At 73.8% G+C, this 13,351-nt stretch carries 14 protein-coding genes and 1 pseudogene; 7 read left to right on the top strand and 8 right to left on the bottom strand.

Features of this window, described 5'->3' with window-relative positions; genetic code table 11:
• The first annotated feature begins 32 nt into the window (after positions 1-32).
• The 3 genes from ACFRU2_RS39705 (at position 33) to ACFRU2_RS39695 (ending at position 2,360) form a co-directional block, all read left to right on the top strand.
• Positions 33-950 (top strand): NAD-dependent epimerase/dehydratase family protein, encoded by a 918-nt coding sequence (locus ACFRU2_RS39705; RefSeq protein ID WP_382981184.1) that lies wholly within the window; start codon positions 33-35, stop codon positions 948-950.
• Between the two features lie 100 nt (positions 951-1,050).
• Positions 1,051-1,275, top strand: coding sequence for a hypothetical protein (locus tag ACFRU2_RS39700; protein ID WP_382981183.1), 225 nt, complete (start codon positions 1,051-1,053; stop codon positions 1,273-1,275).
• Positions 1,272-2,360 carry a hypothetical protein gene (locus ACFRU2_RS39695; RefSeq protein ID WP_382981182.1) on the top strand — a complete coding sequence of 363 codons (1,089 nt, stop codon included), beginning with the start codon at positions 1,272-1,274 and terminating at the stop codon, positions 2,358-2,360. Before ACFRU2_RS39700 ends, ACFRU2_RS39695 begins: the two co-directional genes overlap by 4 nt.
• 16 nt (positions 2,361-2,376) lie before the next feature.
• Here the strand turns inward: ACFRU2_RS39695 and ACFRU2_RS39690 are convergent, their stop codons facing one another.
• The 3 genes from ACFRU2_RS39690 to ACFRU2_RS39680 all read right to left on the bottom strand — a co-directional run bounded on the left by ACFRU2_RS39690 (position 2,377) and on the right by ACFRU2_RS39680 (position 4,420).
• Positions 2,377-3,174, bottom strand: coding sequence for an SDR family NAD(P)-dependent oxidoreductase (locus tag ACFRU2_RS39690; protein ID WP_382981181.1), 798 nt, complete (start codon positions 3,172-3,174; stop codon positions 2,377-2,379).
• Entirely contained in the window at positions 3,171-3,860 is a 690-nt protein-coding gene (locus tag ACFRU2_RS39685; RefSeq protein ID WP_382981180.1) for an SgcJ/EcaC family oxidoreductase, read from the bottom strand. The genes ACFRU2_RS39690 and ACFRU2_RS39685 overlap by 4 nt, the downstream gene beginning before the upstream one ends.
• A gap of 86 nt (positions 3,861-3,946) precedes the next feature.
• Positions 3,947-4,420 carry an SgcJ/EcaC family oxidoreductase gene (locus ACFRU2_RS39680; RefSeq protein WP_382981178.1) on the bottom strand — a complete coding sequence of 158 codons (474 nt, stop codon included), beginning with the start codon at positions 4,418-4,420 and terminating at the stop codon, positions 3,947-3,949.
• 95 nt (positions 4,421-4,515) lie between these two features.
• Here ACFRU2_RS39680 and ACFRU2_RS39675 point away from each other — a divergent pair, with 95 nt between their 5' ends.
• Both ACFRU2_RS39675 and ACFRU2_RS39670 read left to right on the top strand, forming a co-directional pair.
• Positions 4,516-5,010, top strand: a complete 495-nt coding sequence (locus ACFRU2_RS39675; RefSeq protein ID WP_382981177.1) for a MarR family winged helix-turn-helix transcriptional regulator — start codon at positions 4,516-4,518, stop codon at positions 5,008-5,010.
• Positions 5,011-5,126: 116 nt separating this feature from the next.
• On the top strand, positions 5,127-6,662 hold the full coding sequence (locus tag ACFRU2_RS39670) for a glycoside hydrolase domain-containing protein (RefSeq protein WP_382981176.1): 1,536 nt from the start codon (positions 5,127-5,129) through the stop codon (positions 6,660-6,662).
• A 54-nt stretch (positions 6,663-6,716) separates the two neighbouring features.
• On the opposite strand, the gene ACFRU2_RS39665 is transcribed toward ACFRU2_RS39670, so the two are convergent.
• From ACFRU2_RS39665 to ACFRU2_RS39650, 4 genes are read right to left on the bottom strand one after another with little or no spacing between them, the layout of a single operon-like run.
• The gene (locus ACFRU2_RS39665; protein ID WP_274552389.1) at positions 6,717-7,238 is read right to left on the bottom strand and encodes a pyridoxamine 5'-phosphate oxidase family protein; all 522 of its coding nucleotides are present in this window, start codon (positions 7,236-7,238) and stop codon (positions 6,717-6,719) included.
• A 36-nt stretch (positions 7,239-7,274) separates the two neighbouring features.
• A complete protein-coding gene (locus ACFRU2_RS39660) occupies positions 7,275-8,003 on the bottom strand; it encodes a vWA domain-containing protein (protein ID WP_382981175.1) in 729 nt (242 codons plus the stop codon).
• Positions 8,004-8,054: 51 nt separating this feature from the next.
• Positions 8,055-9,236: an acyl-CoA dehydrogenase family protein gene (locus ACFRU2_RS39655; protein WP_382981174.1), complete on the bottom strand. Its 1,182-nt coding sequence runs from the start codon at positions 9,234-9,236 to the stop codon at positions 8,055-8,057.
• Positions 9,233-10,879, bottom strand: coding sequence for a FadD3 family acyl-CoA ligase (locus ACFRU2_RS39650; RefSeq protein WP_382981172.1), 1,647 nt, complete (start codon positions 10,877-10,879; stop codon positions 9,233-9,235). The genes ACFRU2_RS39655 and ACFRU2_RS39650 overlap by 4 nt, the downstream gene beginning before the upstream one ends.
• Before the next feature lie 98 nt (positions 10,880-10,977).
• Here ACFRU2_RS39650 and ACFRU2_RS39645 point away from each other — a divergent pair.
• Positions 10,978-11,391, top strand: a pseudogene (locus ACFRU2_RS39645) (flavin reductase family protein); the annotation flags it as partial.
• 47 nt (positions 11,392-11,438) lie between these two features.
• Here ACFRU2_RS39645 and ACFRU2_RS39640 read toward each other — a convergent pair.
• A complete protein-coding gene (locus tag ACFRU2_RS39640) occupies positions 11,439-12,101 on the bottom strand; it encodes a PadR family transcriptional regulator (protein WP_382981211.1) in 663 nt (220 codons plus the stop codon).
• Positions 12,102-12,217: 116 nt separating this feature from the next.
• Here ACFRU2_RS39640 and ACFRU2_RS39635 point away from each other — a divergent pair, with 116 nt between their 5' ends.
• Complete coding sequence (locus ACFRU2_RS39635; RefSeq protein ID WP_382981171.1) at positions 12,218-13,348, top strand: LLM class flavin-dependent oxidoreductase; 1,131 nt, start codon at positions 12,218-12,220, stop codon at positions 13,346-13,348.
• Positions 13,349-13,351 lie beyond the last annotated feature (3 nt).

Here is a 13,351-nt window from a genome sequence, read left to right as displayed (position 1 = left end):
ACAACTCGCGCTCTCCGCAAGGGAGTACAGCCATGTCCGTGCACGTCGTCACCGGGGCCGGCCCGATCGGCACCGCCACCGCCCGCTTGCTCGCCGCGTCCGGCGAACGGGTCCGTGTCATCACCCGCAGCGGCGGCGGGCCCGAGCATCCGCTCGTCGAGCGGGTCGCCGCGGACATCACCGACGCCGACCGCCTCACCGAGCTGCTCCGGGGCGCGCGCACCCTCTACAACGCGGCCGCTCCCGCCTATCAGGACTGGCGCACCGCCTTCCCGCCGCTGGCGGCCTCCCTGCTCACCGCCGCCGAGCGGACCGGCACGGACTACGTGATGCTGGGGAACCTCTACGGGTACGGACCGGTGGAGGGGCCCCTGACCCCCGGTCTGCCCCTGCGGCCGGACTCCGACAAGGGGCGGGTGCGCGCCGCGATGTGGGAGGAGGCCCTCGCCGCCCACGAGGCCGGGCGCGTGCGCGTCGCCGAGGTCCGGGGCAGCGACTACCTCGGGGCAGGGGCGCTCTCGCTCTTCACCTGGACGGCCGTCCCCGCCGTGCTCGCGGGCACGGAGGCGCTGCTCCCGGTCGGCCTGGACGAGGCGCACGCCTGGTCCTACGTGGACGACGTGGCCCGTACCCTCATCGCCGTCGGCGCCCGGGAGGACGGCTGGGGCCGCGCCTGGCACGTGCCGTCCACCTCGGAGCTGTCCATCCGGGCCCTGGCCGGCCGGCTCGCCGAAGCCGCCGGTGCGCCGGACCCGCGGCTGCGGCGGATGACGCCCGGGGAGCTGGCCGAGCAGGTCGCCGCGGACGCGGTGACGGCCGAGATCCCGGAGATGGCGTACCTGTACGACAGGGCGCTGCGCGTCGACGCCTCCGAGACCGAGCACGTGCTCGGCGTACGGGCCACCGCGCTGGACCTCGTCCTCAAGGAGCTGGCGGAGAGCGGGAGCTGATGCCCGCGGTCGGTCCTACCCGCGAGTATTGACTATTAGTCAATTCGGGCCCACGCTCGACGCGAGCCGTCGTGTCGTCTTTGGTGTGGGAGGTCGTCCCGTGCGTACAGATGAGGAACTGGGCCGTTTGAGTGGGGAGTTGGGCGGCGCCCGGCCGCCCGCGTCGTTCGCGCAGCTGGACGCCGGGGAGCTCGCGCGGCTCGCCGAGTCACTCAAAGCGGAGCGGGCGCGCCAGGCCGAAGGCCTGAACCAGGCCGCCGAGGAGGCGCTGGGGCTGGTCCCCGCCCTCGCGCGCGGGGCCGTGCGCAAGGTGCTGTTCCGGTGAGCCGCGCCGAAGTGGAGAAGATCGCCCGGCTGGTGGGCGCGGACGCCGGGGAGCTCGGCTTCCTGCGCGGGCTGCCCGACGAGGACGTACGGGCGTTCCGCGAGCAGGTCAGCGGCGTACTGAACGACGGCGCACCCGAGATGCTCGACCGGATCGCCGCCGCGACCAAACTGGTGCCGGCCGGGGTGGCGGCCGCCATCTCGCAGAAGGCGCTCGGACCCCGGCTGGCCGCCGGGGTGGCCGGCCGGCTGGAGTCGGGCCGGGCCGCCGCCATCATCGAGAAGCTGCCCGTCTCCTTCACCGCCGAGGCCTGCGGACACCTGGACCCCCGGAAGATCTCCGGGATCGTCGACCGGCTCGACGAGGGGCTCGTCGTCCGCATCGCCACCACCCTCGCCGAGAACCGCGACCACCTCACCATGGGCCGGTTCGTCGGCCACATGCGGGACCAGGTGCTCCGCCGGATCCTGGACCAGGTGGACGACGCGGCGGTGCTGCGCGCCGGCTTCTACGTCGACCAGCCCGAGCGGCTGCCCCGGATCCTGGAGCTCATGGGCGACGACCGCCTCGGCGCGATCGTACGGGCCGCTGCCGCCGAGGGGCTCTGGGAGGAGGCCCTCGGCGTCGCCGCGATGGTCGGCGGCGACCAGCGGCTGCGGATCGCCGAACTCACGGCCCGTCTCGATGCGGCGGAGCTCGACTCGCTCGTACGGGTCACGCACGCCGAGGGGCTGTGGGAGTCCCTGCTCCCGCTCGTGGCGCTGCTCGGCGAGGACGACCGGCTCGCGGTGGCCCGGCTGGACTCCCTGCGGGACCCGCTCGTACTGGCCGGGGTGGTACGGGCCGTGGTGGCGACCGCACTGTGGGGAGCGTTCCTGCCGCTGGTCGGCGTACTGCCCGAGGAGGCGCGCAAGGTGGTGGCCGATGCCGCCGCCGGGCTGGGCGACGCGGAGCTCGACGGACTCGTGCGCGAGGTCGACAAGCAGGACCTGTGGGAACTGGTGCTGCCGCTCGTCGAGCTGATGGAGGAGTCGGGGAAGGAGCGGATCTTCGCCCTGCCCGCCTTCCAGGAGCAGCAGGAGTAGCGGCGGCGCCGGCGCGCTACCGGCTGAGCAGCGCCAGCAGCGTGCGGCGCGGGAGCAGGCGGGCGGCGAGGACGAAGAGGGAGTTCGCGCGCCCGGGGACGACGGTGGGGCGGGTGCTGCGCCGGTCCAGGGCGCGCAGGGCGGCGCGCACCACGGCCTCCGGGCTCTGGATCAGGGCGGCCGGAGCGTCCTGATGCCGCAGGGGCGGGGCCGCGGACGTCGGCTCCGTCTCCGTCTCCGTCTCCGGCATCGGCTCGGTCTCGTTGTCCGGATCCGCGGCGGTGGGTCCGGGGCAGAGGGCCATGACGTGGACGCCGCGGGGGCGTTGCTCGTGCCAGAGCGCTTCGGAGAAGGCGGTCACGAAGGCCTTGCCGGCGCTGTAGACGGCGAGGCCGGGGGACGGGGCGCTGCCGAGGGTGGAGGAGACGTTGACGAGGGCGTCTCCGCTGCGGGCCCCGGAGAGGAAGGCGTGCGCCAGCGTGATGACGGCGTCGCAGCCCAGGTGGGTGGCGGCGAGGGCGTCCCGCGGGTCGGACCCGGCGAAGGGCCCGTGGTGGGCGGTGCCGGCGCTGTTGACCAGCAGGTTGACGGGGCGCCGGCGCAGCTCGGCGGCGACCAGCCCCTGTCCCTCGGGGGTGGACAGGTCGGCTGCCAGATGGCGGTGACCGGGTCCGAGCTCCTCCACGAGGGCGCGCAGCCGGTCCTCGCCGCGGGCCACGAGGGTCACGGTCCAGCCGGCCGCGGCGAGTTCGCGGGCGAAGGCCCGGCCGATGCCGGAACTGGCCCCGGTGACCAGGGCGGTGCGGGCCGTCATTTCTCGGCTCCGGGCACCGTGCCGGGCGACAGCAGGAAGGACGCCCGCTCCATGACCGGCTGCCGCTGGGTGTTCTGGAACGCGGCGATCCGCCACTGTCCGTCGCTCTCGCGGGTCAGCGTGTACGTCTGGACCTTCGACAGCTCCGCCGGCCGCCCGCCCTCGTACGTGTCGCCGCGGCTGGTGACCACGGCCGCGTCGGGGCCGAGGAAGCGGATGCCCAGGATCGAGTCGGCCAGCTTGGTGCCCTTGACGAAGCCCCCGAAGAGGGCCCGGTGGGCCTCGGTGATGTCGCCGCGGCCCTGGTAGTGGGTGCCGACGTACGTCGTGTACGTGGCGTCCGGCGTGAAGAGGGCTCCGTACGCGTCGGCATCGGCGGCGCCCCAGGCCCCGGCGAGCGAGGCCAGCACACCGCAGACGGCGTCGCGGTCGCCCGAACGGCCACCGGTGCCGGACTCCGTGGCGGTGACGGCCGTGCAGGCGGCGGAGCCGGTGACCTTGACCTCCGAGGTGGCGTCGAGCCACAGGTAGCCGCCGCCGGCCGTGAGGCCGAGGGCGAGCGCGGTGCCGATCAGGGCGCGCTTGAGGGTGCGTCGGCGGGAGCGGGGCGCGGGCGGGGCCGCCGGGCCCGTGCTCGGGGCGGTGGCGCGGTCGGCGGTGCGGGCGTCGGTGCTGACGGTGGTCATGCGGGTTCTCCGTAAGGTCGTCGGGAAGGTCGTCGGTGCGGGTGCGGGTGCGGGTGCGGGTGCGGGGGCGGGGTCGCGGCGCACGGTCAGCGCTCCGCGGCCGGGACGAGGCCCGGGGCGAACCGGTAGGACACGGCCTCCATCAGGGGCTTGCGCTTGGTGTTCTGGAAGGCGGCGATCCGCCACGACCCGTCCGGGTCGCGGACGAGGGTGTACGTCTGGATCTTGGTGAGCTTCGTCGGGCGCTTGCCCTTGTAGGTGTCCCCGCGGCCGTTCACCACGGCCACGTCGGGCCCGTAGAAGCGGACGTCGAGGATCTCGTCCGCCAGCCGGGTGCCCTTGAGGAAGCCGGCGAAGAGGGTGCGGTGGCTGTCCGCGATGTCATGGCGGCCCCGGTAGAAGGTGCCGACGTAGGTGATGTACGTGGCGTCCTCGGTGAACAGTTCGCCGTACGCCTCGGCGTCGTGGGCCTCCCAGGCGGCGACGAGCCGGTCGAGCACGGCCCGGACGGAGGCCGTGGCGGAGGCGGAGGCGAGGGACTCGCTGGTGGGCTGCTGCATGACGGACCACTCCCAATTGGCTAGACTGAAGCAGATACTGAGCGAACGCAGTATCTGCATGCGTGCAGATATAAATGTAGGAGGCGATCCCGAAAATGGCAACAGGTGGCGGCGTCCCGGACGCGCACACGACCTTCCGGCAGTACCTGGACGCCGTCGGACTCCAGGGCCTGGCCAGCGCAGAGGCGGCCGGACTGCACACCTCCGAGTGGTACGCGCTCAGTCTCATCACCCTGGAAGGAGGGCTCTCCTCCGGCGAGCTCGCCACTCGCACCGGGTTGACGACGGGCGCGACGACCCGGCTCATCGACCGCCTCGAACGGGCCGGTTACGCCCGCAGGGCCGCCGATCCGGGGGACCGGCGCCGGGTCATCGTGCAGCCCGTACCGGACGCGCTGGACCGCATCGAGGGCGTGGTCGGACCGGCCCGCCGGCACATCGCGGCAGTGATCGGCTCCTACACCCCGGAGCAGCAGGCCCTGCTCTTCGACTACTTCGCCCGCGCCGCGCCCGCGTTCCGCGCGGCCACGGAGGAGATCCGCGGCGCCACCGCGCCCCGCCGGGGCAAGGGCCGCCCGGCGGCGGAGTAGGGGAGCGGGGGCGAGGGGGATCGGCCACACTGCCGTGCGGCCGTCCCGTCAACAGGTGACCGCGGGCTCTCGTGCCTCTGTGTCATCCTCCGGGGCTTCTGGTAACAGTGGGTCACATGCTCCCCTCCCACATGATGTTGAGCTGCCTGCTGGGCGCCGCGCTGCTCGCCCCCGTCCCCCTCGGGTCCGCCGACGGCCACACCACCGACGGCCGCACCGTCGACTACCGCGGGCTGCGCCTCACCGTCCCCGCCGACTGGCGGGTCGTCGACCTCGACCGCAACCCCGACGCCTGCCTGCGCCTCGACCTGCCCACCCTCTACCTCGGACACGCCGGCGCCCAGGGCGAATGCGGAGCCGCCCGCGCGGCCGCCCCCCGCTCCGACACCCTGCACCTGGAGCCGCTCGACGGAGCCCCGCCGCGCGCCGACATCCCCACCGTCGGAGGCGACGAGGGCGACCCCCTGCCCAAGGTCCGGGGCGACAGCAACGAGATCCGCTACGCCCTGCGCCGCGCCGGGGTGATGGCGACCGTCTCCTACGGGTCCACCCCCGAGGCCGTCCGCGGGGTCCTCACCCGGGCCCGCGCCCTCGCACCCCCGGCCGCCCCCGGCCCGGTCCCCGTCGATCCGGTCGGCGTGGTCGGCGGGGGTTCCCGCACCACCGTCCAGACGCCCTTCACCGGCGAGGGCTTCGACGCCTGCACGGCCCCGACCCAGCGCACCATGAACGCCTGGCGGGCCGACTCGCCCTTCGGCGCCGTCGGCGTCTACATCGGCGGCCGCGCCCGTGCCTGCGCCCAGCCGCAGCTCACCGCGGGCTGGGTGAGCCGGCAGGCCGAGGCGGGCTGGCACCTCATGCCGATCTGGGTGGGCCCCCAGCCCTGGAACAGCTCCTCCACGGGGCTCTCCACCGACCCCTCCGAGGCCAACGAACAGGGCCGGGCCGAGGCCGAGGGCGCGGCCCACGCGGCCGCGGCGCTGGGCATGGCCGAGGGCACGGTCCTCTACAACGACCTCGAGAACTACACGGACCGCGCCACCTGGGACGCCCCGGTCGTCGCCTACCTCACGGCCTGGACGACCCGGCTGCACGAACTGGGCTACGGGGCCGCCGCCTACGTCGCGGCGAGCTCCGGTGCCAAGGCGCTGAGCGCCCACTACGACCAGGCCCCGGAGGCCATGCCCGACGTGCTGTGGGTGGCCCGCTGGAACGGCGCGGCCTCGGTCACCGACGCCGACCTGGGCCTGCCCGCCGGGACCGACCGGTGGACGGGGGGCCGTCGTGCCCACCAGTTCCGGGGAGACCACGACGCCACGTACGGCGACGTGACGCTCAACATCGACCGGAGCTGGCTGGACGTCGGCGCCCAGACCCCGTCCCCGGCCAAGGCCCCGAAGACCCCGAAGACCCCGGGCAAGGCCAAGAAGGCTCCCGCCAAGTCCCCGGCCAAGTCTCCGGCCAAATCCTCCGCCAAGTCCCCGGCCAAGGCACCCGCCCAGGCCTCGCCCAAGGCCCCCGCCCAGGCCTCGCCCAAGGCCCCCGCCCAGGCCTCGCCCAAGGCCCCCGCCCAGGCCTCGCCCAAGTCCCCGGCCAAGGCCCCCGCCAAGACCCCGGCGGTCGTCCCGGCGAAGACCCCGGCCAGGGTCTAGCCGGGGTCCAGGGGGCGTCCGGGCCGCAAGCCAGCCCCCCAGCCCCCCGGCGGCTCAGCCCGCCGCAGGCTCCTCGCGGGCCGGCTCGTCGTCGTTGCCCCGGCGCAGGGTGCGCAATCCGTGCTCCGGGGTCCACGAGCGGACCACCAGGTCGTCGCCCTCGACCCCGACGTGGACCACCTCCGTCAGGTCGGCGCGGAACAGGTCGAAGGGGTGCGGGGTGTCGTTCTCCTCGGCCTCCTCCGCGTACCGGTGGAGCTCGGGCTGCTCCACGATCTCCACCGCCCGCCCGGCGATCCGCACGTCCCCGTCGGGCATGGTCTCGCCCGGACCCGGGTTGGTGTGCAGGGCGAAGCGCCCGTCGCGCCGCAGGTCCTTCCCCTTCATCGACCCCGGCATCATGCCCAGCCACAGCTCGCCGCCGCGGATCTCGACGTTCAGTCCGGTCGCGCGCGGGGAGCCGTCCTTGCGCAGGGTCGCCAGGACGTGGTGCGGGAACTGAGCGAAGCGGGCCTGGACGGCCGCCGCGAATTCCGGTTCCGCCTTTTCGAATACGGCCCAGTTGTTCGTCGTCATACGCCCATCAAAGCGCGAGGTGCGCGCACCCGCCGGTCAGGCGCGCACGATCCCCGCCGCCCGGGCCGCCGTCAGCCAGGTCGGGAACTCCCCGACCAGGCGGTCGTACAGTTCCGGGTCCGCGACGGTCCGCGGGTCGGGGCCGGCGTGGAAGTAGCCCGCGTTGTCGACCACCCGCTTCTGCGGGACGGGCAGTTCGTCCAGCCGCCGCAGGAAGTCGAACTGTGAGCTGCGGGTGTTCCCGAAGCCGACGAACTGCCAGAAGAGCGGCAGCCGGGCCGCCTTGCACAGGTACTTCTCGGCGGCGAGCTTGTTGATCGGGCCGCCGTCCGTCTGGAAGACCACGAGCGCGGGGAGGGTGGAACCCGAGTCCAGGTAGTGGTCGATCACCGCGTCCATCGCCGCGTGGTAGGCCGTCTTGCCCATGTGGCCGAGGCCGGCGGCGATCGCGGTGACCCGCCCCTCGTGGCCGGCCAGGGAGATCTCCTCGACCGCGTCGACCTCGGTGGAGAAGAACACGACCGGCACGCGGGCGTCGTCGTCCAGGTGCGCGGAGAGCCCCAGCACCCGGTCGGCGAGGGCCTGCACGCTGCCGTCGTCGTAGTACGGGCGCATCGAGCCGGAGTAGTCGAGGACCAGGTAGACGGCGGCCCGGCCGCCCTCCAGACCGTGCTTGCGGAGCGAGACCCCGGCACTCTTGTACAGGCTCACCAGCGCCGGGGCGGTCTCTTCGATCTTCCGGAGGTCTATCGCACTGCCCGTCATGGGCCGAGCGTACGACAGCCTCCGCTCCCCGCGCCCCCGGTCGCCGGTGCGTCACCCGGCCGGGAGGAACCCCAGCCGGACCGCGAGCCGTTCGCGGTGTGCGGCGGGGGAGCCGAAGAGCAGGGCCGATCCGTGGGCCCGCTTGAAGTACTCGTGCGCCTCGTGCTCCCAGGTGATGCCGATGCCGCCGTGCAGCTGGATCATCTCGCCCGCCACGTACGCGGAGGCCTCCGAGCAGGCCGACTTGGCGGCGGCCGCCGCTTCCGGGGCCGCGTCGGCGGCGGCCGCCGCGAGGGCGAGGGAGCGGGCTCCCTCCACCGCGGTGTGCAGGTCGGCGAGCCGGTGCTTGACCGCCTGGAAGGAGCCGATGGGCCGCCCGAACTGCACCCGTTCCTTCGCGTACCGGACCGTCACCTCCAGTGCCCGCGCCGCCGCCCCCGCCTGCTCGGCGGCGAGCGCCGTGCAGGCCAGGTCCCGGACCCGGGCGAGGACGCCCGCGCCGTCGGCCGAGAGCAGCCGGGCCGGGGTCCGGTCCAGGGTCAGCTCCGCGAGGGGGCGGGTGCGGTCCATCGTGGACCGTACGGTGAAGGCCGCCGGCGCGGCGAGGAGCTCGAACAGCCCGAGCCGGCGCTTGCCCTGGCCGGGCGGGACGGGGATGCCGGGCCCGGCTGCTGCGGCGGACCCGGCGGACCTGGCTGCCCCGGCGGCGGTGCCGGGACCCGGAGCCGGATCCATCCAGGCGAACGCGAGCAGCAGGGACGGCTCGGCGGGGCCGGTCAGGACGTACTGCTTCGTGCCGGTGAGCAGCCAGTCCGCCCCGGCGGGCTCGGCCCGGGCCGACAGGTCGCCGTCCTCCCACCCGCCCCCCGGCGCGAGCGGGTCTCCCTGCTCCTCCGCCCAGGCCAGGGCGCCCACGACCGTGCCCTCCGCCAGGTGCGGCAGGTGCTTCGCGCAGGCCTCCCGGTCCCCGGACGCGAGCAGGGCCTCCACCGTCAGCACCGCCGATCCCAGGTACGGTACGGGGCTCAGTACGCGCCCCAGTTCCGCCATGACCACCCCGACTTCGGCCGGCCCGCAGCCCAGCCCGCCGTACTGTTCGGGGACCGCCAGCGCGGCCGCGCCGATCTGCGCCGTCAGCGGAGCCCAGGCCGTGTGGCCGGGGTGGCGGGCCAGGACCGCCCGTACCGCGTCCCGGAGTTCCTCCTGCTCCCTCGTCGGCTCCAGCGACCTCACGCCGACTCCCCTCGCGCCGTGCGGCGCAGCTCCGTCTTCAGCAGCTTGCCGCCCGCGTTGCGCGGGAGCTCATCCATCCGGGTGAACCGCCGCGGCACCTTGAAGTTGGCCAGCCGTTCCCGGGTCCAGGCGGTCAGCTCCTCGGAGGTGACCGGCCCGGTGGTGACGACGTAGGCCACCCCGACCTCGCCGAGCCGCTCGTCGGGGGCGCCGACGACCGCCGCGTCGGTGATGGCGGGGTGGGTCAGCAGCACGTTCTCCACCTCCGCCGGATAGGCGTTGAACCCGCCGACCACGTACATGTCCTTCAGCCGGTCGGTGATGGAGAGGTAGCCGCGCCCGTCGAGCACGCCGATGTCTCCGGTGCGCAGCCAGCCGCCGGGCAGGACGGCTTCGGCGGTGCTCGCCGGGTCGTCCAGGTAGCCGGGGGTGACGTGGTAGCCGCGGACCTGCACCTCGCCCGGCTCCCCGGCGGGCAGCACCGCGCCGAGCGGGTCGGTGATCCGTACCTCTGTGTCCGGCAGCGGCAGGCCGACGGTGTGGGCGAGGGTCCGGGCGTCGGCGTCGGTGGGGCAGACGGACACGACCCCGCCGGACTCGGTGAGCCCGTACGCGGTGAACACGTCGGGCGCCCCCAGTTCGGTGCGGATCTCCTCGACGAGGGAGGCGGGCACCGAGGCGGCTCCGGTGCCGGCCAGGCGCAGCGCGGACAGGTCGTGCGCGGCCCGCGCCGGGTGGCGGATCAGGCCGTGGAAGACGGTCGGCGGGCCCATCAGGCAGGTGACGCGCTCGGCGGCCATGCGGTGCAGGATGCGGTCGGTGTCGTAGACCGCCTCGGGGAGCATGGTGACCCCGCGCAGCAGGCAGGCGAGGACACCGGCCTTGTAGCCGAAGGTGTGGAAGAAGGGGTTGACCAGCAGGTACCGGTCGCCGGGGCGCAGGGTGACGAGGCCGGACCAGGAGGCGTAGAGCCGGACGGCCTGGCCGTGGGTGGTCATGACGCCCTTGGAGCGGCCGGTGGTGCCGGAGGTGTAGAGGATGTCGCTGAGGTCCTCGGGGCGTACGGCGGCCGCGCGCGCGGCGCGCTCCGCGTCGGGGACGGCCTCGCCGGCGCCCAGGTACGCCTCCCAGGAGACGGTCCCGGGCGGCCCGTCGGGTCCGGCGGCCGCGTCCTCGGCGTCTGCCGCGTCCGCCGCGTCCGCCTCGCGCCCGTCGCGCAGGATCACCGTCGAGGCGAGCGCCCCGAGGTCCTCGCCGGAGGCGTGCAGGTCACGGGCGTAGTCGGTACCGAGGAACCCGCGCTCGGTGAACAGGACGCGGGAGCCGCTGCGCCGGATGATGTCGGCGGCCTCCGCGGGCTTGTAGCGGGTGTTGACCGGTACGAGGACCGCTCCGGCGCCGACCGCGCCGAGGGCGGCGGTGATCCACCGGCGGCTGTTGGGGGCCCAGATCGCGACCCGGTCGCCGGGGCGGATGCCGTGGGCGATGGCGGCGCGGGCGGCCGCGGAGATCTCGGCGGCGAGGCGGGCGAAGGTCCAGCGGACCTCTCCGTCGGCGAGCGCCTCGCGCTCCCCGTACGCGGCGGCGGCGTACTCGGGGAGCCGGGCGAGCGTGGCGGGCGGCTGAGGCGGGGGCGGTGGCATCGGGGACCCTCCCTACTTGACGAGCGAGCGTGGGCGGTATCCAATCACAGGTGTTTCGGTTAGGCATATACCTAGTAGAAATAATCAGGGAGGTTCCCATGAGGGAGGCAGCCATGTCCGACATGAAGTCGGTCCTGTCCAGCTTCTGCACCGGCGTCGCCGTCATCGCGGCACGCGGAGCCGACGGCCGTCCCGTCGGGATGGCCGTCCAGTCCTTCTCGTCCGTGTCCCTGGACCCGCCGCTGGTCTGCTTCTGCCCGGCGCGCACGTCCACCACCTGGCCCCGGATCCAGGCGGCGGGAGCCTTCGCCGTCAACATCCTCGCCGCCGACCAGCAGGAGCTGTGCCGCCGGTTCGCCGTGACCGGGGGCGACAAGTTCGCCGGGGTCCCCTGGCGGGCCGGCGGCAACGGCGCGCCCCTGCTGGACGGGGTCCTCGCCACCGTCGAATGCGACCTGGAGGCCGCCTTGGACGGCGGTGACCACGCCATCGCGCTGGGCCGGGTCACCGCCCTGACGGCGCACCGCGAAGGCGCGCCGCTGCTCTACTTCCGGCGCACCTACGGGCGCTTGCCGGGCTCGTCAGGCGCCGGGGTCGGCGGGGTCGGGGCGGACTCCGGGGCCGCGCCGCGCGCGCTCTCCAGTTCCGCTATGTCGTCGAGCATGGCGGCCGCCAGGTCGCGCTCCGAGGCGTAGTACCGCTCCGCCCACTTGAGGGTGAGCGTCGGGTACGCCCACGAGGCCTCTTCCCGGGCCCCGTCCGCGTCGGCCACCGCGCGCCGCCGCATCTTCTCCGCGAACTCCTGGTGCTGGACGAGGACTTCGCGCATCTGCTCCGGCTCCAGCAGGTGGCCGAGCCACAGCCGCAGCATCGGCCCGTGCTTGAGCACCGGCGGGTCGACGGGCGCCTCGCGCGCCCAGCGCCGTACGGCCGTCATGCCCTCGTCCGTGATCCGGTACACCCGCTTGTCGCGGGTGCCGGTCTCCTGGGCGACCATCCGCGAAGAGGCGTAGCCGGCCTTCTCCAGCCGCTTGAGCTCGCTGTAGATCTGGCTGAAGGACGGGCTCCAGTAGAAGAAGCGCAGCGACCAGTCCGACCACTTCTTCAGGTCGTAACCGGAGAGCTCCTCCCCGAAGGAGAGCAGCCCGAGCACCGCCCAGCTGGTCGCGGGGAGCGTGCGCCCGTTCGTCTCTTCTGTCGCCTCGTTGGTCACGCAGCGCAGTCTACGACCGGTCTTCGCGGCGGCCCTTCCCCCGGCCCGATATGACTGCTAGAAATATTCCTATTCGAAATACATCACCGACGTGCCGTGCGCAGCGCACGGCTGGGAGGCACCCCGTGAAGTTCTCGATGATCTTCGAGGCGCAGCTCGTCGACCCGACGCCCGAACGTGAGCGCCAGGTCATCCACGACTGCGTCGAACAGGCCGTGTTCGCCGAGGAGATGGGCTTCGACCGGATCTGGGCCGTGGAGCACCACGCCCTCACCCAGTACGCCCACATGAGCGCCTCCGAGATCTTCCTGACCTGGGTCGCCGCCCGGACCGAGAAGATCCGCATCGGCCACGGCGTCGTCACCATGCCCTTCGGCTACCAGCACCCCGTGCGCGTGGCCGAACGCGCCGCCATGCTCGACGTGCTCTCCGGCGGCCGCGTGGACATCGGCGCCGGACGCGGGGCCACCCGCCAGGAGATGTCCATGTACGGGGTCCGCCCCGAGGACACCTACCCGCAGATGGAGGAAGCGCTGCGGATCTTCTCCTCCGCCTGGCGCGAGGAGAAGTTCGAGTGGCACGGCTCCATCGACATCGGCCCCGGCGCGGTCCTGCCCCGGCCGGTCCAGGACCCGCACCCGCCGCTCTTCATGGCCTGCTCCAAGCACGACACCCTCAAGCTCGCCGCCGAACTGGGCATCGGAGCCCTCGTGATGGGATTCGCCGGCGCCGACGACGTCCGTACGATGCGCAAGGTCTACGACGAGGCCATCGCCACCCGCAGCGGGGACCGCTTCGTCTCCACCGAGGTCAACGACCACCTCTCCGCGCTCTGCCCCACCATCGTCCTCGACGACGCCGAGCGGGCCCTGCGCCTGGGCACCCGCGGCCAGCGCTTCTTCGCCGAGTCCATCGCCCACTGGTACGGCAACGCCCCCGAGCCCACCGGCTACTCCGAGGACGAGACCGCAGAGGAGCACGTGGCCGCGCTGGAGAAGGGCCGCGAGGAGCTCGTCGCCAAGCTCCACGAGGCGAACATCCCGGCCCGCCCCATAGACACCGGCACCTACAACGCCGAGCATGCCTACGGCAACGCCCAGACGGCCATCGCCTACGTCGAGCAGCTGCGCGAGATCGGCGTCGACGAGGTCATGTGCCTGATCCAGATGGGCACCGTCCCCCAGGAGGCCTGCATGGAGACCATCCGCCAGTGGGGCGAGACGGTCATCCCGCACTTCCGCGCCCTGGAGGGCTGACCC

The sequence above is a fragment of the Streptomyces sp. NPDC056883 genome, assembly GCF_042788835.1.
In the GTDB taxonomy this organism is placed as follows: Bacteria; Actinomycetota; Actinomycetes; order Streptomycetales; family Streptomycetaceae; genus Streptomyces; species Streptomyces stoeckheimensis.
The sequence above is the reverse complement of the archived record's forward strand: the minus strand, read 5'-3'. Positions and strand labels throughout refer to the sequence as shown.